Here is a 22454-nt window from a genome sequence, read left to right as displayed (position 1 = left end):
CCCTTTTAATTCATCTTATTCTCCTTGAATGGTGGCAATGATACGTCTCGTGCCACCATGATCTCTATGCTCGCCTAATACAATCCCTTGCCATGTACCTAGAGCAAGTTTGCCATTACTTATTGGAATTGTAACACTACTACCAAGTAGTGAAGCTTTGATATGTGCAGGCATATCATCGTCTCCCTCATAAGTATGCTGATAGTAAGCCGCTCGTTCAGGAACAAACTTGTTGAAGTGAGATTCCATATCTATTCTTACTGTCGGATCGGCATTTTCATTGAGTGTTAAGCTCGCAGAAGTATGTTGTATAAATAGGTGTAACAAACCAACGGAAAATTCGTTTATTTCTAGTAATTGTTGTTCAATTTCACCAGTAATCAGGTGGAAACCGCGCCTTTTAGGTGTGATTGAAATGTTTTTTTGTTGCCACATATTTCCCTCTTTAATCATTGGTTATGAATATCTACTTGGTAAATTTGTCCAATAACGCTAAGGTTAGCCTGCTTTGTCTGATTATAAACTTTCGATTCAACCTATAGAATCATACGGCATAATAGTTGTTAGGTTGGGTGAAAATAAAAACTAAGACGTTAACGTGACTTATCTCAAAGAGCGCGTAACGACACTAAGACATAATGCACTTTGAAAATAAATTACAAAATCTGACCGCGTTGCTCATTGTTTGTGAACGCGAGCAGGATTAATGCTTTGCTAAAATCGGGGATTCCAAAAGTGCGGTAATTGAACTTCAATTGCTGTGTTAGAGGAATAAAAAACCACTGTAACATCGGGATAGACACCATGTTGAAAAATATCAATCCAACGCAAACTCAAGCTTGGAAAGCTCTAACTGCGCACTTTGAATCAGCGCAAGATATGGACCTTAAGTCTTTATTTGCACAAGATAGCCAACGTTTCGAACAATTTTCTACAAACTTTGGTTCTGATATTCTAGTTGATTACTCGAAAAACTTAATTAACCAAGAAACTTTGAAGCACCTATTTGCCTTGGCAAATGAAACTGAACTTAAAGCGGCAATTGACGCGATGTTCAGTGGTGAAGCGATCAATAAAACTGAAGGTCGCTCTGTTCTGCACACCGCATTACGTAACCGCAGCGATAAGCCAGTAATGGTTAATGGCGAAGATGTTATGCCTGCTATTCATGCAGTGCTAGCTAAGATGGAGCTATTTACGCACCGTATCGTTTCGGGTGAATGGAAAGGTTATACGGGTAAAGCAATTACAGATGTTGTGAACATCGGTATTGGCGGTTCAGATCTTGGCCCTTACATGGTTTCTGAGGCTCTAGCGCCTTATAAAACACACTTGAACATGCACTTTGTTTCTAACGTTGACGGTACTCATATTGTTGAAACGTTGAAGAAAGTCGATCCAGAAACAACGTTATTCCTGATTGCATCAAAAACCTTTACGACTCAAGAAACAATGACGAATGCACACAGTGCTCGTGATTGGTTCTTGGCATCTGCGTGTGATCAAGCGCATGTAGCAAAACACTTTGCAGCCTTATCAACGAATGCAACATCAGTCGCTGAGTTTGGTATTGATACAGATAACATGTTTGAATTCTGGGATTGGGTAGGTGGCCGTTACTCTTTATGGTCAGCTATCGGATTGTCAATTTCACTGTCTGTTGGTTTCGATAACTTCATTGAGCTATTAGAAGGTGCTCATGAAATGGATAATCACTTTGTTGAAACACCATTCGAAGATAACGTCCCTGTGCTATTGGCATTGATTGGTTTATGGTACAACAACTTCCATGGCGCTGAATCTGAATCAATTCTTCCATACGATCAATACTTACATCGTTTTGCTGCATATTTCCAACAAGGTAATATGGAATCTAATGGTAAGTCGGTTGATCGTAACGGTGATGTTGTTGAATACCAAACAGGTCCAATTATTTGGGGCGAACCTGGAACAAATGGTCAACACGCTTTCTATCAGCTTATCCACCAAGGAACTAAGTTGATTCCATGTGACTTTATTGCACCAGCATTAAGCCACAACCCAGCAGGTGATCATCATCAAAAACTAATGTCTAACTTCTTTGCTCAAACTGAAGCGCTTGCATTCGGTAAGACAAAAGAGACGGTTGAAGCTGAATTTGCCGCTGCAGGTAAAACAGCAGAAGAGATGAAAGACTTAGTACCATTTAAAGTTTTTGAAGGTAACCGTCCAACTAACTCTATCTTGGTTAAGCAAATCACACCAAAAACACTAGGTAATCTAATTGCGATGTACGAACATAAAATCTTCGTACAAGGTGTTATTTGGAATATCTTTAGCTTCGACCAATGGGGTGTTGAACTTGGTAAGCAGCTAGCAAACCAAATTCTGCCTGAGCTAGAAAGTGAAGCTGCCGTAGATTCTCATGACAGTTCTACTAATGGTTTGATTAATGCGTTTAAAGCATTTAAAGCTTAATTAGATTGTTACTGAAAGGAGGCCAGTAGAGATACTGGCCTTTTTATTGACTGTTTTTTGTTTAAAACAGGCAACAAAAAAGGCTGATACAAAAGCATCAACCTTTTCTATACTTATCATTGGTTTCCGTTATTCGAAGCAGATTTCAATGAAAGCATTTCCCCATTGTGAGGTAAATGGCATGATGATGATTGCGCCTTCGCACTTATGACGAATAGTGTGGCCTTTTCCTGATACAACAACAGGTGTTGCCATATCAAAATCAAATCCACTTTCAGCAAGAATACGTTTTGCACCACCAGTAACCATATTGGTGATCTCACCAACCATATCAGTCACTTCTTCATTTAGGCCGTTGGGTCTTTCACCAAGCATATTCTGCATTATCTCTAATGCTAAACCTTCATCAAAAGTAATCGACATAGAACCGCGAGTTGTCGTACCGATCATACCAATAAGACCAGAAACATCACCTCTGGCTATTTCGTCCTTTTTTACTCTTGGTTTTTGCGGCTTCAATTCTAATGAAGCCATAGTTTTTAGGACATTCATCAATGAAGCTAAAAACGGATTTACAAATTCAGCGCGCATAACGTTCTTCTATTATCTTATTCTGTCATTCTGGAGGAACAAGGTTGGCAAACACCATGAGATTCAATGACATGATTAGTGAGTTGGAAACCGTGTTTCTCTGCATTTTTTGCCAATAAGGCGGTCATAGTATCATCTTGTAGTTCTTTTACCGTGCCACATTTATCACAAATTAATAATTGGGAGAAATGTTTGTGTGCATTGCATGAACAGCAAGAAATAAAACTATTGGTTGATTCAACTCTATGAATGAATCCTTGTTCCAATAAAAAATCTAAAGCTCGATAAACAGTTGGAGGTTTTGCTTGAGGTTCGCTTTGTTTTAGCTGTTCTAATAAATCATAAGCACTTGATGCTTTTTTATTAGAACAGATAAGTTCAAACACTCTTTTCCTCTGCGGAGTCAGTCGTACACCCCTAACTGTGCATATATCTTGTATTTGTTCTATTAATGTCAGGTCCAAAATTTTCACCATAACAATTGGACTTGCTTAATAATAAACTATTTTTCAACGAATATCGTTGAGAAACCAATAATTTTATTACCAGAGCCCGCAGTTTGTCTAATAAATAGCATGAAGATAATGCTATACACGGTATCTTATCTACGAGGAAAACGATAGTGAAGAAGATATTCTAGAACTAGAAAGGCGTAACGATTACAATAGCCGACTTTGCTTTTTGCCGTGCTTAGCGACAAAGAATACTTTACTGTAAATTAGGATGTTTGACTCATGACTCATGCATGTAGGCTATCAGTCGCTCCAATGCTCGATTGGACTGACCGCCATTGCCGTTACTTTCACCGTTTATTATCACAACAAACATTACTCTACACAGAAATGGTAACGACTGGCGCGATTATCTATGGTAAAGGTGATTTTCTAGCATACAGCGAACAAGAGCATCCAATCGCGTTACAGCTAGGTGGTTCAAATGCGGCTGATTTGGCTACTTGTGCGAAATTAGCTCAAGAACGCGGCTATGACGAAGTGAACTTAAATGTTGGCTGTCCGTCAGACCGAGTACAGAATGGACGTTTTGGCGCATGTTTGATGGCAGAACCTCAGTTAGTGGCTGACTGCGTCGCGGCAATGAAGGATGTGGTTGATATTCCAGTAACGGTGAAGACTCGAATTGGTATTGATGACCATGACTCTTATGAGTTTTTAACGGATTTTATTTCGACTGTCTCAGAGAAGGGTGGCTGTGAACAATTTACGATTCATGCGAGAAAAGCGTGGCTGAGTGGATTGAGCCCAAAAGAGAACCGTGAGATCCCACCTCTTGACTACGAACGTGCCTATCAACTCAAAAGAGATTTCCCGCATTTGGTACTTGCCCTTAATGGTGGAATTAAGACGTTAGCAGAATCGAAAGAGCACTTGCAGCATTTAGATGGTGTCATGATTGGGCGAGAAGCGTATCAAAGCCCTTATATTTTGGCGGAAGTAGATCAGCAGATCTTTGGTTTAGATCAACCTGTGAAAAAGCGAACTCAGGTTGTAGAAGAAATGCTCCCATATATTGAAAAAGAGTTGGCCGCAGGTGCTAGCCTTGGCCATATTACTCGTCATATGTTGGGGCTATTCCAAAGTATGCCGGGAGCAAGACAGTGGCGCCGCTATATCAGTGAAAACGCACATAAAAAAGGTTCTGGAATTGAGGTTGTAGAAGCCGCTCTTGCCAAAATACCTAAAGAACTCAATGTGTAGATGCAGAGTGAACTGTAATTGTGTAATTTTTACCAACTAACATGGTGAATTTGACCACTTTTTATTTTAAAAGCCAGAGTGGTTGTTACTCTGGCTTTTATCTATCTGATATGTAAGCCTTTTATTAAAATATCAATCTTGGTATGAATACTGCTCTAGTTAACTCATAAACCATGAGGAACTGACTATGTTTGAACTAATTTTTATTTTGGTATTTATATCGACACTTCTAGTGACTGGGCTCACCATGATGACAGTCTTTGCTGCAACTGCGGTCGCTTTTGTTGTGATGACATTATTGGGGATGATAGGGGTTGTCTTTAAATTACTTCCTTGGCTTATTGTTATTGTCCTTGGAGTGTGGTTTTTCAAAAATTATGTCTATAGTTCACGTTAAATTTGGGTGAGGTTTCCGGTTAAGGCATTTTCTGTCTAAAGGTTATGTTATTATTCATCGATTAAGACTGATATAACCACATAGCGAAAAGATTGGGAGCTATACCGGATGAATAAATCAACCTTTACTATATTAACTGGCTTAACCTTGGCTTTGGGAAGTGCATCGGCTCTTGCTGATGATGCTTTTTACTCAGCTAAAGTCGGTGCTGACATGTGGTGGGGAAATACAGAAGCGAATGAAGTGACAAGAGATGATTCAACGTCGGCTTCTCTTTACTTTGCTTTTGAACATAAATTGCCAATGATTCCCAATGCAAGTATTCGCTATACAACGATAGATGCAGATTATGTGGCATTTGATAAATATGACTACACCTTGTATTACAGTTTGATGGAGCATGACTTATTACACTTTGATGCGGGTATGACATTTACACAGTATTCGAACAGTCATTATGTCAATGGCGCACCTGCTGCCAATACCGAAAAATTCGATGAATTTACGTGGAGTTGGTATGCCCAAGGTGAAATCAACGTTCCTAAGACAGAGTTGAGCATTATTGGTCAAATGGAGTTTGGTGATAGCAGTGGCATCAAAAGTGCTGACATTATGGCCGGAGTCCAATATCGAATTCCTCTAGAAGCCGCGGATATCGCGCTCAGAGGTGGCTATCGAGTTATTGACTTAGAATCTGATGTTTTTGCCTCTGATCTGGGTAAGTCGTTTATCTTGGTTGATGGGTGGTTCTTAGGTGGCGCTGTCGAATTTTAATCCTATGGATGACTGATAACACTTACATTTCAAAGAACGTCGCTTTTATGCGGCGTTTTTTATATCTGCCATTTAGATAAATCTTAATTTTTTTAGCACTATTCTCAGTTTGAGCCATTCTTAATAGATGTGTATTGCTCTATTTTGAGAGGAGAGTGCCATGACGGTAACGGAGCTTAGATATCTGTATCGGGATAATAAGTTGGTGGAAGCGATAATCGAACCTTCAGCGGAAGAAGGGACTTGGGTTGTTGAATTTCGTCATGCAAAAGGTGGTTTTGTTTTACTCACGGATTCTCATGGTGAGGAGTGCCATTATGAAAATCTGGATTTAGCGTCGAAATCAGCTATGGCTGTGGGTTTTCAGCAAGTCCGTATTGAGCCTAAATAATAGCTTAACTATCGGCTTCTTAATTCTAAAAGTTATAAAACATGCCTATCTATTCTTTCTTGTTATTAAAAGGAGTGGTTAATCTATCGTCACGCAATGAATAGGGATGTCGTGACTATGTCGTCTAACGAGAACGTATTGTTAAAGGGACTTTCCACTTTAGCAGCACCATTAAATGATCAACAAATAGGTCAGCTTCAACAAGCTACTTCCAATCTTTCACCACAACAACTTGCATGGGTAAGTGGGTATTTTTGGGGAGTCAGCCAAGACCAATCATCAGAATCTACTTCTAATACTCAACCTCTTGGTGTTGCATCAAAGCCTGAGGGAAAGCTCACTATTATTTATGCGTCTCAAACTGGGAATGCAAAAGGTGTAGCAGAAGCGTTAGCTCAAGAGGCTAAAACGTTTGGTATTACTGCCACTCTTTTTGATGCCAGTGACTATAAAGCTAAGAGTTTAGCGAAAGAGACGCATGTCATCATCGTTGCTTCCACCAACGGTGAAGGTGAGGCTCCGGATAATGCCATTGAGTTGCACGAATATTTACAATCGAAGAAAGCGCCTAAGTTACCGAATTTAAAGTACGGTGTGATTGGTCTAGGAGATTCGAGTTATGAATTTTTCTGCCAAACAGGCAAAGACTTTGATGCTTTTCTTTCAAAACAAGGTGCTACCCCTTTTATTGAACGGATTGACTGCGATGTCGACTATGAAAACGCTGTGCAGCAATGGCGAAAAGAAGCGCTGGATTACGTTAAAGATGCTTTATCCGTTAATGATGCCGACGTCGTACAGTTACCGGTTACGTCTGCTGTTTCTCATAGTCAGTACACTAAGCAAAACCCGTATACCGCGACACTATTGACGAGCCAAAAAATTACAGGCCGTGATTCTGGTAAAGATGTTCGCCACATTGAAATCGATCTTGAAGATTCTGGCCTGACTTATCAAGCGGGTGATGCTCTTGGTGTTTGGTTTGAAAATAGTGCAGAACTTGTCGATGAAATCCTAAGCCGAGTAGGTTTGTCAGGGGTTGAAAGTATCGAGGTGGATGGAGATAGCTTATCAATCCGCAGTGCTTTAATTGCTAAATACGAAATTACGTCAGCTAATCTACAATTTGTGACCAAGTATGCTGAGCTTTCTGGAAGCAAAAAATTGCAGAAGCTGGTGGAAGATAAAGACAAGTTACGTGAGTACGCAGCAAGCACTCAAATTATCGATGTGTTGAGTGAAAAGAAAACAAAATTATCGGCTGCTCAACTCAGTGATATTTTGCGCCGTTTGACTCCACGTCTCTATTCCATAGCATCAAGCCAGTCTGAAGTAGAAGAAGAGGTTCATCTTACGGTAGGTGTTGTTGAATATCTCAAAGGTGATGATTCTCGTTTTGGTGGTGCTTCTAGCTTTCTTTCTCACCGATTAGAGGAAGGTGATGAAGTTAAAGTCTTCATCGAAAATAATAATAACTTCAAACTACCTCAAGATGACTCCGCTCCTATCATCATGATTGGACCTGGTACTGGCATTGCTCCTTTCCGTAGCTTTATTCAAGAAAGAGATAACAGAGAAGCGGAAGGTAAGAATTGGCTTTTCTTTGGAGATCGAACTTTTACGCAAGATTTCTTATATCAGGTGGAATGGCAGAAGTATTTGAAGTCTGGAATATTGACGCAACTCGACGTGGCGTTCAGTCGTGATCAGCATGAAAAAGTGTACGTTCAACATCGTATTCTTGAGCAAGCAGAGCAAGTTTGGCAATGGCTAAGCGATGGGGCTTATCTATATGTATGCGGCGATGCTAACCGAATGGCTAAAGATGTTCATGACGCTTTAATTGTTGTCGCGCAGCTGCAAGGAAATCTTAGCCGGGAACAAGCAGAAGAGTATGTAAGTGATTTACGCAAGGCAAAACGTTATCAAAGGGATGTGTATTAATGAGTGCGAAGAATGAAACAAGTAACCAGTCAGTCTTAGGCCAAGTTCTTGGGCCACTCGCTGATAACGAGCGCTTGAAGCGAGAGAGTCAGTTCTTACGAGGAACCATTGAGCATGATTTGAAGGATAGAATTACGGGTGGTTTTACGTCCGATAATTTTCAGTTGATCCGCTTTCATGGCATGTACCAGCAAGATGATCGAGATATCCGAGCGGAACGAGCAAAGCAAAAGTTAGAGCCTTTGCATAATGTGATGCTGAGAGCTCGTATGCCAGGAGGGATTATTACTCCGAAGCAGTGGCTTGCTATTGATAAATTTGCAGATGAGCATACATCATATGGAAGCTTACGATTAACAACGCGTCAAACTTTCCAATTTCATGGGGTTTTAAAACCAAACATTAAACTGATGCACCAAACTCTCAATAGCATCGGTATTGATTCAATTGCGACGGCGGGCGATGTAAACCGAAACGTATTGTGCACGACAAATCCGATAGAGTCGGAATTACATCAAGAGGCTTATGAGTGGGCGAAAAAAATCAGTGAGCACTTACTCCCGAAAACACGTGCTTATGCTGAAATTTGGTTAGACGGCGAGAAGCTTGAAACAACAGACGAAGAACCTATTTTAGGTAGCAACTATTTGCCGCGTAAATTTAAGACCACAGTTGTGATCCCGCCACAGAATGATGTAGATGTTCACGCTAATGATCTTAACTTTGTTGCGATTGCAGATGAAGGTAAGCTCGTTGGGTTTAATGTGTTAGTTGGTGGTGGGTTAGCGATGACGCATGGTGATACGTCTACCTATCCACGTAAAGCGGATGATTTCGGCTTTATACCTCTAGAGAAAACGTTAGATGTTGCAGCCGCGGTAGTCACCACGCAACGAGATTGGGGAAACCGCTCAAATCGTAAAAATGCAAAGACGAAGTACACATTAGATAGAGTCGGCATTGATGTATTTAAAGCTGAAGTGGAAAAGAGAGCCGATATTCAGTTTGAGCAAAGTCGCGCGTATGAATTTACAGAGCGTGGTGATCGCATCGGTTGGGTAAAAGGTATTGATGAGAAATATCATTTAGCTCTGTTTATTGAAAATGGTCGATTACTGGATTTTCCGGGAAAACCTTTAAAAAGCGGAGTGGCCGAAATAGCGAAGATTCACCAAGGTGATTTCCGCATGACCGCAAATCAAAATCTTATTGTTGCAGGGGTTCCTGTGGAACAAAAAGAGGAGATAGACGCTATCGCTCGTAAGTATGGCCTGATTGATGATGGTACTTCTGAGCAACGTAAAAACTCAATGGCATGCGTAGCATTTCCAACCTGCCCGTTAGCAATGGCTGAAGCTGAACGTTTTCTTCCTCAATTTGTTACTGATGTTGAAGGCATCCTTAAAAAGCATGGATTACCAGAGGATGAAAATATCATTCTTCGCGTCACGGGGTGTCCGAATGGTTGTGGTCGCGCAATGTTGGCCGAAATCGGTCTAGTAGGTAAGGCTCCTAATCGTTATAACTTACACCTTGGTGGTAATAAAGCGGGGACGCGAGTTCCGAAAATGTACAAAGAAAATATCACAGATGCTCAGATTCTAGAGGAAATCGATCTGCTGGTGGGCCGCTGGGAAAAAGAGAGACATGAGAACGAAGCTTTCGGTGATTTCACCATTCGCAGCGGGATCATAGCCGAAGTGAAAGTGTCTAAGAGGGATTTTTATGATTGATTCTATTGCGCATCCATTAACGTTGGCTGAATTCATTCCTCTGACTAAAGTGGAACAAACACTTCGTCTTGGTGAAATTAATGGTGAGTTAGAAAAATTAACTGCTCAAGAAAGGATTGTATGGGCGCTTGAAAATTTAGAAGGCGTTCATATTGTCAGCTCAAGTTTTGGTATCCAAGCTGCTGTGATGCTTCACCTTGCAACACAGGCTAAGCCAGATATTCCTGTGGTCTTAACTGATACGGGTTATTTGTTCCCTGAAACATACCGCTTTATTGATGAGTTAAGTGAAAAGTTAACTCTTAATTTAAATATCTATCGAGCACATGAGAGTCCTAACTGGCAAGAAGCAAAATATGGTCAACTGTGGGATCAAGGTATAGACGGCTTAGAGAAGTATAATAAGTTGAATAAAGTTGAACCTATGCGCCGTGCTTTAGATGAACTGGAAGTTAGCACTTGGTTTTCAGGCTTGAGAAGAGAGCAGTCTAGCTCAAGAGCAAATCTTCCCATCTTGTCTGTTCAAAATGGCGTGTTTAAATTTCTGCCAGTGATTGATTGGACTAATAAAGATGTGCACCACTATTTGCAAGAGAATCAGCTTAGCTACCATCCTTTGCGAGATGAGGGGTATTTATCCGTTGGAGATACGCATACATCTAAAAGGTGGGAACCAGGAATGAGTGAGGAAGAGACTCGATTTTTCGGATTAAAAAGAGAATGTGGCCTTCATGACGATAATTCAGAGCAAAATGGCTCTGGCATTTAACTAGCTGTCATATTCACGAGTAAATAAAGTCGGATTTCCGGCTTTATTTATATATGTAGCGCTGCAAGAAAGAACAACTCTGTGGATAACTTGTGTTTTAGTGGGTACAAATAAGTATAAATAACACGTTGAGTGAAAATGAAACGCTTAAGCTCTTTTTTTACATTTTTTATGAAAAAGAGCTTGCCAATGCGATCGTTATCTCTATAATGCGACCTCACTGACACGGCAGAGCCCACAAGGGTTCAAGCGCAATGTCAGTTAGGCTTCTAGCTTAAAAAGATAATTTGAAAAAGTGTTTGACACTCTCGTTTATCTCGCTAGAATAGCCCACCTCTTCAAAGGAAGCTTAGCAACTTAGAAGAGAAGCTCTTTAACAATTTAGACCTATCAATCTGTGTGGGCACTCGTTGATGATAATCACTAGTTTCGTACTGTTTGTTTTCGCTTTTTAAAGCGAAAGTAAATTAAGTCGAAACAAAAGATATCAATGAACTGAGTGACCAATACAAGTTCTTAGAACTTGGCACAGTCAATTCATTATCATTCTGTTGGAATGATAATAGCTTTAGAATTACATGTTTACTTCGGTAAATATTAGTTTTGAAGTCAGTATTCATTGAGCCGCATCTTAGGATGCAAAAAACTTTAATTGAAGAGTTTGATCATGGCTCAGATTGAACGCTGGCGGCAGGCCTAACACATGCAAGTCGAGCGGAAACGAGAAGTAGCTTGCTACTTCGGCGTCGAGCGGCGGACGGGTGAGTAATGCCTAGGAAATTGCCCTGATGTGGGGGATAACCATTGGAAACGATGGCTAATACCGCATAATGCCTTCGGGCCAAAGAGGGGGACCTTCGGGCCTCTCGCGTCAGGATATGCCTAGGTGGGATTAGCTAGTTGGTGAGGTAATGGCTCACCAAGGCGACGATCCCTAGCTGGTCTGAGAGGATGATCAGCCACACTGGAACTGAGACACGGTCCAGACTCCTACGGGAGGCAGCAGTGGGGAATATTGCACAATGGGCGCAAGCCTGATGCAGCCATGCCGCGTGTATGAAGAAGGCCTTCGGGTTGTAAAGTACTTTCAGTCGTGAGGAAGGTGGTGTTGTTAATAGCAGCATCATTTGACGTTAGCGACAGAAGAAGCACCGGCTAACTCCGTGCCAGCAGCCGCGGTAATACGGAGGGTGCGAGCGTTAATCGGAATTACTGGGCGTAAAGCGCATGCAGGTGGTTCGTTAAGTCAGATGTGAAAGCCCGGGGCTCAACCTCGGAACTGCATTTGAAACTGGCGGACTAGAGTACTGTAGAGGGGGGTAGAATTTCAGGTGTAGCGGTGAAATGCGTAGAGATCTGAAGGAATACCAGTGGCGAAGGCGGCCCCCTGGACAGATACTGACACTCAGATGCGAAAGCGTGGGGAGCAAACAGGATTAGATACCCTGGTAGTCCACGCCGTAAACGATGTCTACTTGGAGGTTGTGGCCTTGAGCCGTGGCTTTCGGAGCTAACGCGTTAAGTAGACCGCCTGGGGAGTACGGTCGCAAGATTAAAACTCAAATGAATTGACGGGGGCCCGCACAAGCGGTGGAGCATGTGGTTTAATTCGATGCAACGCGAAGAACCTTACCTACTCTTGACATCCAGAGAAGCCAGCGGAGACGCAGGTGTGCCTTCGGGAACTCTGAGACAGGTGCTGCATGGCTGTCGTCAGCTCGTGTTGTGAAATGTTGGGTTAAGTCCCGCAACGAGCGCAACCCTTATCCTTGTTTGCCAGCGAGTAATGTCGGGAACTCCAGGGAGACTGCCGGTGATAAACCGGAGGAAGGTGGGGACGACGTCAAGTCATCATGGCCCTTACGAGTAGGGCTACACACGTGCTACAATGGCGCATACAGAGGGCAGCAAGCTAGCGATAGTGAGCGAATCCCAAAAAGTGCGTCGTAGTCCGGATTGGAGTCTGCAACTCGACTCCATGAAGTCGGAATCGCTAGTAATCGTAGATCAGAATGCTACGGTGAATACGTTCCCGGGCCTTGTACACACCGCCCGTCACACCATGGGAGTGGGCTGCAAAAGAAGTGGGTAGTTTAACCTTTCGGGGAGGACGCTCACCACTTTGTGGTTCATGACTGGGGTGAAGTCGTAACAAGGTAGCCCTAGGGGAACCTGGGGCTGGATCACCTCCTTATATACGAAGATTTTCACGATGAGTACCCACACAGATTGATTAGGTTTAAAAAGTAAAAGAGACGATATTGGGTCTGTAGCTCAGCTGGTTAGAGCGCTCGCCTGATAAGCGGGAGGTCGGTGGTTCAAGTCCACTCAGACCCACCAATCCTTTTTAGGTTTGGAACAATATCGACAAATACAGATGGGGCTATAGCTCAGCTGGGAGAGCGCCTGCCTTGCACGCAGGAGGTCTGCGGTTCGATCCCGCATAGCTCCACCATCTTTAAGGGTTTTTCCTTAAGAATCTTTAAAAATGGTTTCGAAAGAAATCAAGCTCTTTAACAATTTGGAAAGCTGACTGATTTGATTACTTACGAGTAACTCAAATCAAATTTAAAAGTTCTCAATGTTTATCTTCATTGATAAACACACAAACACATTCAAGTGTCTTGTATTCGGAACAATGTTTACATTGTTCCATTATTGAGTCCGGCAAACAGTCATTGAGAATTAACCCTTCTTAATGACAACCAAAAACCTTGGTTAGTTGCCATACACAAGACCCTTTCGGGTTGTATGGTTAAGTGACTAAGCGTACACGGTGGATGCCTTGGCAGTCAGAGGCGATGAAGGACGTATTAACTTGCGATAAGCCCAGATTAGACAGTAAAAGTCTTTTGAGTCTGGGATTTCCGAATGGGGAAACCCACTAGCATAAGCTAGTATCGTTACGTGAATACATAGCGTAACGAGGCGAACTCGGGGAACTGAAACATCTAAGTACCCGAAGGAAGAGAAATCAACCGAGATTCCGAAAGTAGCGGCGAGCGAAATTGGATTAGCCCTTAAGCTTTTAATGATGCAGGTGAAGACTCTGGAAAGTGTCGCAGCAAAGGGTGATAGCCCCGTAACCGACGCATCATAATCAGTGAAATCGAGTAGGGCGGGACACGTGATATCCTGTCTGAATATGGGGGGACCATCCTCCAAGGCTAAATACTACTGACTGACCGATAGTGAACCAGTACCGTGAGGGAAAGGCGAAAAGAACCCCTGTGAGGGGAGTGAAATAGAACCTGAAACCGTGTACGTACAAGCAGTAGGAGCACCTTCGTGGTGTGACTGCGTACCTTTTGTATAATGGGTCAGCGACTTATATTCAGTGGCAAGGTTAACCGTTTAGGGGAGCCGTAGGGAAACCGAGTCTTAACTGGGCGACACAGTCTCTGGATATAGACCCGAAACCGAGTGATCTAGCCATGGGCAGGTTGAAGGTTGAGTAACATCAACTGGAGGACCGAACCGACTAATGTTGAAAAATTAGCGGATGACTTGTGGCTAGGGGTGAAAGGCCAATCAAACTCGGAGATAGCTGGTTCTCCCCGAAATCTATTTAGGTAGAGCCTCGGACGAATACTACTGGGGGTAGAGCACTGTTAAGGCTAGGGGGTCATCCCGACTTACCAACCCTTTGCAAACTCCGAATACCAGTAAGTACTATCCGGGAGACACACGGCGGGTGCTAACGTCCGTCGTGAAGAGGGAAACAACCCAGACCGCCAGCTAAGGTCCCAAATTATTACTAAGTGGGAAACGATGTGGGAAGGCTCAGACAGCCAGGATGTTGGCTTAGAAGCAGCCATCATTTAAAGAAAGCGTAATAGCTCACTGGTCGAGTCGGCCTGCGCGGAAGATGTAACGGGGCTAAGTAATAAACCGAAGCTGCGGCTGCACACTTAGGTGTGTGGGGTAGGGGAGCGTTCTGTAAGCGGTTGAAGGTGGTTCGTAAGGGCTGCTGGACGTATCAGAAGTGCGAATGCTGACATGAGTAACGATAATGGGAGTGAAAAACTCCCACGCCGGAAGACCAAGGGTTCCTGTCCAACGTTAATCGGGGCAGGGTAAGTCGACCCCTAAGGCGAGGCTGAAAAGCGTAGTCGATGGGAAACGGGTTAATATTCCCGTACTTCTTATAATTGCGATGGGGGGACGGAGAAGGCTAGGTGGGCCTGGCGACGGTTGTCCAGGTTCAAGTGCGTAGGCTAAGAGTTTAGGTAAATCCGGACTCTTGTTAGGCTGAGACACGATGTCGAGCACCTACGGGTGTGAAGTCATTGATGCCATACTTCCAGGAAAAGCCTCTAAGCTTCAGATTATAAGAAATCGTACCCCAAACCGACACAGGTGGTCGGGTAGAGAATACCAAGGCGCTTGAGAGAACTCGGGTGAAGGAACTAGGCAAAATGGTACCGTAACTTCGGGAGAAGGTACGCTCTTGGCGGTGAAGTCCCTTGCGGATGGAGCTACTAGGAGTCGCAGATACCAGGTGGCTGCAACTGTTTATTAAAAACACAGCACTGTGCAAAATCGTAAGATGACGTATACGGTGTGACGCCTGCCCGGTGCCGGAAGGTTAATTGATGGGGTTAGACTTCGGTCGAAGCTCTTGATCGAAGCCCCGGTAAACGGCGGCCGTAACTATAACGGTCCTAAGGTAGCGAAATTCCTTGTCGGGTAAGTTCCGACCTGCACGAATGGCGTAATGATGGCCACGCTGTCTCCACCCGAGACTCAGTGAAATTGAAATCGCTGTGAAGATGCAGTGTACCCGCGGCTAGACGGAAAGACCCCGTGAACCTTTACTACAGCTTGGCACTGAACATTGACCCTACATGTGTAGGATAGGTGGGAGACTTTGAAACCGCGTCGCCAGATGCGGTGGAGTCAACCTTGAAATACCACCCTTGTATGCTTGATGTTCTAACGTAGGTCCCTTATCGGGATTGCGGACAGTGCCTGGTGGGTAGTTTGACTGGGGCGGTCTCCTCCCAAAGAGTAACGGAGGAGCACGAAGGTGGGCTAAACACGGTTGGACATCGTGTGGTTAGTGCAATGGCATAAGCCCGCTTGACTGCGAGAATGACAATTCGAGCAGGTACGAAAGTAGGTCATAGTGATCCGGTGGTTCTGAATGGAAGGGCCATCGCTCAACGGATAAAAGGTACTCCGGGGATAACAGGCTGATACCGCCCAAGAGTTCATATCGACGGCGGTGTTTGGCACCTCGATGTCGGCTCATCACATCCTGGGGCTGAAGTCGGTCCCAAGGGTATGGCTGTTCGCCATTTAAAGTGGTACGCGAGCTGGGTTTAGAACGTCGTGAGACAGTTCGGTCCCTATCTGCCGTGGGCGTTGGAAGATTGAAGGGGGCTGCTCCTAGTACGAGAGGACCGGAGTGGACGAACCTCTGGTGTTCGGGTTGTCACGCCAGTGGCATTGCCCGGTAGCTAAGTTCGGAATCGATAAGCGCTGAAAGCATCTAAGCGCGAAGCGAGCCCTGAGATGAGTCTTCCCTGGCACTTTAAGTGCCCTAAAGGGTTGTTCAAGACTAGAACGTTGATAGGCAGGGTGTGTAAGTGCTGCGAGGCATTGAGCTAACCTGTACTAATTGCCCGTGAGGCTTAACCATACAACACCCAAGGGGTTTTGATGGACTCAATACCAATTTGTTTCCGCTTTTAAAAAGCAGAAGCAAAACAAGAAACACTTGAATGAGTTTAGAGACTTTTAATTGCTCTATTAAATAGAGAAACAGCTTTCCGAATTATTTACCTTTAGCTTTTTAAAAGCTGAAAGTAGAAAAAGAATTTGCTTGGCGACCATAGCGTTGCGGACCCACCTGATTCCATGCCGAACTCAGAAGTGAAACGCAGTAGCGCCGATGGTAGTGTGGGGCTTCCCCATGTGAGAGTAGGACATCGCCAGGCTTTAATTTCGACTTATCTTGTAAGAGATGAGTCAACATAGTTTTTTAAGTGATTACTTAGAATATTATGTTGACTTTCAAAGTAGAAAGCGTATTATACGCCTCCTGCTTAGGTGCTAAGGCACTGAAAGCAAAGCTCTTTAACAATTTAGACCTATCAATCTGTGTGGGCACTCGTTGATGATAATCACTAGTTTCGCTTTGTCGAAACAAAAGATATCAATGAACTGAGTGACCAATACAAGTTCTTAGAACTTGGCACAGTCAATTCATTACCATTCTGTTGGAATGGTAATAGCTTTAGAATTACATGTTTCTGTTCTTTTTCGAAAGAGCGGTAAATATTAGTTTTGAAGTCAGTATTCATTGAGCCGCATCTTAGGATGCAAAAACTTTAATTGAAGAGTTTGATCATGGCTCAGATTGAACGCTGGCGGCAGGCCTAACACATGCAAGTCGAGCGGAAACGAGAAGTAGCTTGCTATTTCGGCGTCGAGCGGCGGACGGGTGAGTAATGCCTAGGAAATTGCCCTGATGTGGGGGATAACCATTGGAAACGATGGCTAATACCGCATAATGCCTTCGGGCCAAAGAGGGGGACCTTCGGGCCTCTCGCGTCAGGATATGCCTAGGTGGGATTAGCTAGTTGGTGAGGTAATGGCTCACCAAGGCGACGATCCCTAGCTGGTCTGAGAGGATGATCAGCCACACTGGAACTGAGACACGGTCCAGACTCCTACGGGAGGCAGCAGTGGGGAATATTGCACAATGGGCGCAAGCCTGATGCAGCCATGCCGCGTGTATGAAGAAGGCCTTCGGGTTGTAAAGTACTTTCAGTCGTGAGGAAGGTGGTGTTGTTAATAGCAGCATCATTTGACGTTAGCGACAGAAGAAGCACCGGCTAACTCCGTGCCAGCAGCCGCGGTAATACGGAGGGTGCGAGCGTTAATCGGAATTACTGGGCGTAAAGCGCATGCAGGTGGTTCGTTAAGTCAGATGTGAAAGCCCGGGGCTCAACCTCGGAACTGCATTTGAAACTGGCGGACTAGAGTACTGTAGAGGGGGGTAGAATTTCAGGTGTAGCGGTGAAATGCGTAGAGATCTGAAGGAATACCAGTGGCGAAGGCGGCCCCCTGGACAGATACTGACACTCAGATGCGAAAGCGTGGGGAGCAAACAGGATTAGATACCCTGGTAGTCCACGCCGTAAACGATGTCTACTTGGAGGTTGTGGCCTTGAGCCGTGGCTTTCGGAGCTAACGCGTTAAGTAGACCGCCTGGGGAGTACGGTCGCAAGATTAAAACTCAAATGAATTGACGGGGGCCCGCACAAGCGGTGGAGCATGTGGTTTAATTCGATGCAACGCGAAGAACCTTACCTACTCTTGACATCCAGAGAAGCCAGCGGAGACGCAGGTGTGCCTTCGGGAACTCTGAGACAGGTGCTGCATGGCTGTCGTCAGCTCGTGTTGTGAAATGTTGGGTTAAGTCCCGCAACGAGCGCAACCCTTATCCTTGTTTGCCAGCGAGTAATGTCGGGAACTCCAGGGAGACTGCCGGTGATAAACCGGAGGAAGGTGGGGACGACGTCAAGTCATCATGGCCCTTACGAGTAGGGCTACACACGTGCTACAATGGCGCATACAGAGGGCAGCAAGCTAGCGATAGTGAGCGAATCCCAAAAAGTGCGTCGTAGTCCGGATTGGAGTCTGCAACTCGACTCCATGAAGTCGGAATCGCTAGTAATCGTAGATCAGAATGCTACGGTGAATACGTTCCCGGGCCTTGTACACACCGCCCGTCACACCATGGGAGTGGGCTGCAAAAGAAGTGGGTAGTTTAACCTTTCGGGGAGGACGCTCACCACTTTGTGGTTCATGACTGGGGTGAAGTCGTAACAAGGTAGCCCTAGGGGAACCTGGGGCTGGATCACCTCCTTATATACGAAGATTTTCACGATGAGTACCCACACAGATTGATTAGGTTTAGATAAGTTAAAGCAGAGCTTTAATGAATGACTTCGGTTATTGATTAAAGCTTTTGTGCTTTATGCTCTTTAACAATTTGGAAAGCTGACTGATTTGATTACTTACGAGTAACTCAAATCAAATTTAAAAGTTCTCAATGTTTATCTTCATTGATAAACACACAAACACATTCAAGTGTCTTGTATTCGGAACAATGTTTACATTGTTCCATTATTGAGTCCGGCAAACAGTCATTGAGAATTAACCCTTCTTAATGACAACCAAAAACCTTGGTTAGTTGCCATACACAAGACCCTTTCGGGTTGTATGGTTAAGTGACTAAGCGTACACGGTGGATGCCTTGGCAGTCAGAGGCGATGAAGGACGTATTAACTTGCGATAAGCCCAGATTAGACAGTAAAAGTCTTTTGAGTCTGGGATTTCCGAATGGGGAAACCCACTAGCATAAGCTAGTATCGTTACGTGAATACATAGCGTAACGAGGCGAACTCGGGGAACTGAAACATCTAAGTACCCGAAGGAAGAGAAATCAACCGAGATTCCGAAAGTAGCGGCGAGCGAAATTGGATTAGCCCTTAAGCTTTTAATGATGCAGGTGAAGACTCTGGAAAGTGTCGCAGCAAAGGGTGATAGCCCCGTAACCGACGCATCATAATCAGTGAAATCGAGTAGGGCGGGACACGTGATATCCTGTCTGAATATGGGGGGACCATCCTCCAAGGCTAAATACTACTGACTGACCGATAGTGAACCAGTACCGTGAGGGAAAGGCGAAAAGAACCCCTGTGAGGGGAGTGAAATAGAACCTGAAACCGTGTACGTACAAGCAGTAGGAGCACCTTCGTGGTGTGACTGCGTACCTTTTGTATAATGGGTCAGCGACTTATATTCAGTGGCAAGGTTAACCGTTTAGGGGAGCCGTAGGGAAACCGAGTCTTAACTGGGCGACACAGTCTCTGGATATAGACCCGAAACCGAGTGATCTAGCCATGGGCAGGTTGAAGGTTGAGTAACATCAACTGGAGGACCGAACCGACTAATGTTGAAAAATTAGCGGATGACTTGTGGCTAGGGGTGAAAGGCCAATCAAACTCGGAGATAGCTGGTTCTCCCCGAAATCTATTTAGGTAGAGCCTCGGACGAATACTACTGGGGGTAGAGCACTGTTAAGGCTAGGGGGTCATCCCGACTTACCAACCCTTTGCAAACTCCGAATACCAGTAAGTACTATCCGGGAGACACACGGCGGGTGCTAACGTCCGTCGTGAAGAGGGAAACAACCCAGACCGCCAGCTAAGGTCCCAAATTATTACTAAGTGGGAAACGATGTGGGAAGGCTCAGACAGCCAGGATGTTGGCTTAGAAGCAGCCATCATTTAAAGAAAGCGTAATAGCTCACTGGTCGAGTCGGCCTGCGCGGAAGATGTAACGGGGCTAAGTAATAAACCGAAGCTGCGGCTGCACACTTAGGTGTGTGGGGTAGGGGAGCGTTCTGTAAGCGGTTGAAGGTGGTTCGTAAGGGCTGCTGGACGTATCAGAAGTGCGAATGCTGACATGAGTAACGATAATGGGAGTGAAAAACTCCCACGCCGGAAGACCAAGGGTTCCTGTCCAACGTTAATCGGGGCAGGGTAAGTCGACCCCTAAGGCGAGGCTGAAAAGCGTAGTCGATGGGAAACGGGTTAATATTCCCGTACTTCTTATAATTGCGATGGGGGGACGGAGAAGGCTAGGTGGGCCTGGCGACGGTTGTCCAGGTTCAAGTGCGTAGGCTAAGAGTTTAGGTAAATCCGGACTCTTGTTAGGCTGAGACACGATGTCGAGCACCTACGGGTGTGAAGTCATTGATGCCATACTTCCAGGAAAAGCCTCTAAGCTTCAGATTATAAGAAATCGTACCCCAAACCGACACAGGTGGTCGGGTAGAGAATACCAAGGCGCTTGAGAGAACTCGGGTGAAGGAACTAGGCAAAATGGTACCGTAACTTCGGGAGAAGGTACGCTCTTGGCGGTGAAGTCCCTTGCGGATGGAGCTACTAGGAGTCGCAGATACCAGGTGGCTGCAACTGTTTATTAAAAACACAGCACTGTGCAAAATCGTAAGATGACGTATACGGTGTGACGCCTGCCCGGTGCCGGAAGGTTAATTGATGGGGTTAGACTTCGGTCGAAGCTCTTGATCGAAGCCCCGGTAAACGGCGGCCGTAACTATAACGGTCCTAAGGTAGCGAAATTCCTTGTCGGGTAAGTTCCGACCTGCACGAATGGCGTAATGATGGCCACGCTGTCTCCACCCGAGACTCAGTGAAATTGAAATCGCTGTGAAGATGCAGTGTACCCGCGGCTAGACGGAAAGACCCCGTGAACCTTTACTACAGCTTGGCACTGAACATTGACCCTACATGTGTAGGATAGGTGGGAGACTTTGAAACCGCGTCGCCAGATGCGGTGGAGTCAACCTTGAAATACCACCCTTGTATGCTTGATGTTCTAACGTAGGTCCCTTATCGGGATTGCGGACAGTGCCTGGTGGGTAGTTTGACTGGGGCGGTCTCCTCCCAAAGAGTAACGGAGGAGCACGAAGGTGGGCTAAACACGGTTGGACATCGTGTGGTTAGTGCAATGGCATAAGCCCGCTTGACTGCGAGAATGACAATTCGAGCAGGTACGAAAGTAGGTCATAGTGATCCGGTGGTTCTGAATGGAAGGGCCATCGCTCAACGGATAAAAGGTACTCCGGGGATAACAGGCTGATACCGCCCAAGAGTTCATATCGACGGCGGTGTTTGGCACCTCGATGTCGGCTCATCACATCCTGGGGCTGAAGTCGGTCCCAAGGGTATGGCTGTTCGCCATTTAAAGTGGTACGCGAGCTGGGTTTAGAACGTCGTGAGACAGTTCGGTCCCTATCTGCCGTGGGCGTTGGAAGATTGAAGGGGGCTGCTCCTAGTACGAGAGGACCGGAGTGGACGAACCTCTGGTGTTCGGGTTGTCACGCCAGTGGCATTGCCCGGTAGCTAAGTTCGGAATCGATAAGCGCTGAAAGCATCTAAGCGCGAAGCGAGCCCTGAGATGAGTCTTCCCTGGCACTTTAAGTGCCCTAAAGGGTTGTTCAAGACTAGAACGTTGATAGGCAGGGTGTGTAAGTGCTGCGAGGCATTGAGCTAACCTGTACTAATTGCCCGTGAGGCTTAACCATACAACACCCAAGGGGTTTTGATGGACTCGATATATACAGACAAACTTGAATGAGTTTAGAGAACTAAAACAGCTTTCCGAATTATTTTACCTTTAGCTTTTTTAAAAGCTGAAAGTAGAAAAAGAATTTGCTTGGCGACCATAGCGTTGCGGACCCACCTGACTCCATGCCGAACTCAGAAGTGAAACGCAGTAGCGCCGATGGTAGTGTGGGGCTTCCCCATGTGAGAGTAGGACATCGCCAGGCTCCTATTTATTTTCACTTTTTTAAAAAGTGAAGACAAAAAGTTCGACTTATCTCGCTGAGATGAGTCAACATAGTTTTTTAAGTGATTACTTAGAATATTATGTTGACTTTCAAAGTAGAAAGCGTATTATACGCCTCCTGCTTAGGTGCTAAGGCACTGAAAGCAAAGCTCTTTAACAATTTAGACCTATCAATCTGTGTGGGCACTCGTTGATGATAATCATTAGTTTCGCTTTGTCGAAACAAAAGATATCAATGAACTGAGTGACCAATACAAGTTCTTAGAACTTGGCACAGTCAATTCATTAT

At 44.8% G+C, this 22454-nt stretch carries 11 protein-coding genes, 2 tRNA genes and 6 rRNA genes; 16 read left to right on the top strand and 3 right to left on the bottom strand.

The features are described 5' to 3' along the window. Positions 1-15 precede the first annotated feature (15 nt). Positions 16-435, bottom strand: coding sequence for a secondary thiamine-phosphate synthase enzyme YjbQ (locus tag OCV39_RS13020; RefSeq protein ID WP_017051395.1), 420 nt, complete (start codon positions 433-435; stop codon positions 16-18). A gap of 369 nt (positions 436-804) precedes the next feature. On the opposite strand from OCV39_RS13020, the gene pgi reads away from it, so the two are divergent. Then, positions 805-2457 (top strand): glucose-6-phosphate isomerase, encoded by a 1653-nt coding sequence (gene pgi, locus OCV39_RS13015; protein ID WP_261888596.1) that lies wholly within the window; start codon positions 805-807, stop codon positions 2455-2457. A gap of 129 nt (positions 2458-2586) precedes the next feature. Here the strand turns inward: pgi and OCV39_RS13010 are convergent, their stop codons facing one another. Next, on the bottom strand, positions 2587-3048 hold the full coding sequence (locus OCV39_RS13010) for a chemotaxis protein CheX (protein ID WP_017051398.1): 462 nt from the start codon (positions 3046-3048) through the stop codon (positions 2587-2589). A 17-nt stretch (positions 3049-3065) separates the two neighbouring features. Next, positions 3066-3524: a zinc uptake transcriptional repressor Zur gene (gene zur, locus OCV39_RS13005; RefSeq protein ID WP_029203235.1), complete on the bottom strand. Its 459-nt coding sequence runs from the start codon at positions 3522-3524 to the stop codon at positions 3066-3068. Positions 3525-3782: 258 nt separating this feature from the next. Between zur and dusA the strand changes: the two genes are divergently transcribed. The 15 genes from dusA (at position 3783) to rrf (OCV39_RS12930) (ending at position 22145) form a co-directional block, all read left to right on the top strand. Next, entirely contained in the window at positions 3783-4763 is a 981-nt protein-coding gene (dusA, locus tag OCV39_RS13000; protein WP_261888595.1) for a tRNA dihydrouridine(20/20a) synthase DusA, read from the top strand. A gap of 187 nt (positions 4764-4950) precedes the next feature. Further along, a complete protein-coding gene (gene pspG, locus OCV39_RS12995) occupies positions 4951-5160 on the top strand; it encodes an envelope stress response protein PspG (RefSeq protein WP_113796853.1) in 210 nt (69 codons plus the stop codon). A gap of 108 nt (positions 5161-5268) precedes the next feature. Continuing rightward, the gene (locus OCV39_RS12990; protein WP_017051402.1) at positions 5269-5934 is read left to right on the top strand and encodes a TIGR04219 family outer membrane beta-barrel protein; all 666 of its coding nucleotides are present in this window, start codon (positions 5269-5271) and stop codon (positions 5932-5934) included. A 160-nt stretch (positions 5935-6094) separates the two neighbouring features. Next, the gene (locus OCV39_RS12985; RefSeq protein WP_113796855.1) at positions 6095-6325 is read left to right on the top strand and encodes a hypothetical protein; all 231 of its coding nucleotides are present in this window, start codon (positions 6095-6097) and stop codon (positions 6323-6325) included. Positions 6326-6442: 117 nt separating this feature from the next. Next, on the top strand, positions 6443-8269 hold the full coding sequence (locus OCV39_RS12980) for an assimilatory sulfite reductase (NADPH) flavoprotein subunit (RefSeq protein WP_261888594.1): 1827 nt from the start codon (positions 6443-6445) through the stop codon (positions 8267-8269). After that, positions 8269-10002, top strand: coding sequence for an assimilatory sulfite reductase (NADPH) hemoprotein subunit (gene cysI / locus OCV39_RS12975; RefSeq protein WP_261888593.1), 1734 nt, complete (start codon positions 8269-8271; stop codon positions 10000-10002). Before OCV39_RS12980 ends, cysI begins: the two co-directional genes overlap by 1 nt. Next, entirely contained in the window at positions 9995-10771 is a 777-nt protein-coding gene (locus tag OCV39_RS12970) for a phosphoadenylyl-sulfate reductase (RefSeq protein WP_261888592.1), read from the top strand. The genes cysI and OCV39_RS12970 overlap by 8 nt, the downstream gene beginning before the upstream one ends. Positions 10772-11420: 649 nt before the next feature. Continuing rightward, positions 11421-12965: ribosomal RNA gene (locus tag OCV39_RS12965) — 16S ribosomal RNA — on the top strand. A 69-nt stretch (positions 12966-13034) separates the two neighbouring features. Next, positions 13035-13111: transfer RNA gene (locus OCV39_RS12960), tRNA-Ile, on the top strand. A gap of 39 nt (positions 13112-13150) precedes the next feature. Then, a tRNA-Ala gene (locus OCV39_RS12955) sits at positions 13151-13226 on the top strand. A 298-nt stretch (positions 13227-13524) separates the two neighbouring features. Beyond that, a 23S ribosomal RNA gene (locus tag OCV39_RS12950) occupies positions 13525-16415 on the top strand. 182 nt (positions 16416-16597) lie between these two features. Then, positions 16598-16713, top strand: a 5S ribosomal RNA gene (gene rrf, locus OCV39_RS12945). A gap of 394 nt (positions 16714-17107) precedes the next feature. Further along, positions 17108-18652, top strand: a 16S ribosomal RNA gene (locus OCV39_RS12940). 356 nt (positions 18653-19008) lie between these two features. After that, a 23S ribosomal RNA gene (locus OCV39_RS12935) occupies positions 19009-21899 on the top strand. A 130-nt stretch (positions 21900-22029) separates the two neighbouring features. Then, positions 22030-22145, top strand: a 5S ribosomal RNA gene (rrf, locus tag OCV39_RS12930). Together the 16S, 23S and 5S rRNA genes with 2 tRNA genes alongside form the textbook arrangement of a ribosomal RNA operon. Positions 22146-22454 lie beyond the last annotated feature (309 nt).

Origin of the sequence: Vibrio cortegadensis (assembly GCF_024347395.1) — a bacterium.
Classification (GTDB): Bacteria; Pseudomonadota; Gammaproteobacteria; order Enterobacterales; family Vibrionaceae; genus Vibrio; species Vibrio cortegadensis.
This window is presented reverse-complemented; position numbering and strand designations above follow the sequence as displayed.

Bases quoted from the DNA above. Each gene is read 5' to 3' on its own strand.
- OCV39_RS12990 (WP_017051402.1), top strand. From the start codon at position 5,269: ATGAATAAATCAACCTTTACTATATTAACTGGCTTAACCTTGGCTTTG.
- pgi (WP_261888596.1), top strand. From the start codon at position 805: ATGTTGAAAAATATCAATCCAACGCAAACTCAAGCTTGGAAAGCTCTA.
- zur (WP_029203235.1), bottom strand. From the start codon at position 3,524: ATGGTGAAAATTTTGGACCTGACATTAATAGAACAAATACAAGATATA.
- OCV39_RS13020 (WP_017051395.1), bottom strand. From the start codon at position 435: ATGTGGCAACAAAAAAACATTTCAATCACACCTAAAAGGCGCGGTTTC.
- cysI (WP_261888593.1), top strand. From the start codon at position 8,269: ATGAGTGCGAAGAATGAAACAAGTAACCAGTCAGTCTTAGGCCAAGTT.
- OCV39_RS12985 (WP_113796855.1), top strand. From the start codon at position 6,095: ATGACGGTAACGGAGCTTAGATATCTGTATCGGGATAATAAGTTGGTG.
- OCV39_RS12970 (WP_261888592.1), top strand. From the start codon at position 9,995: ATGATTGATTCTATTGCGCATCCATTAACGTTGGCTGAATTCATTCCT.
- dusA (WP_261888595.1), top strand. From the start codon at position 3,783: ATGACTCATGCATGTAGGCTATCAGTCGCTCCAATGCTCGATTGGACT.
- pspG (WP_113796853.1), top strand. From the start codon at position 4,951: ATGTTTGAACTAATTTTTATTTTGGTATTTATATCGACACTTCTAGTG.
- OCV39_RS12980 (WP_261888594.1), top strand. From the start codon at position 6,443: ATGTCGTCTAACGAGAACGTATTGTTAAAGGGACTTTCCACTTTAGCA.
- OCV39_RS13010 (WP_017051398.1), bottom strand. From the start codon at position 3,048: ATGCGCGCTGAATTTGTAAATCCGTTTTTAGCTTCATTGATGAATGTC.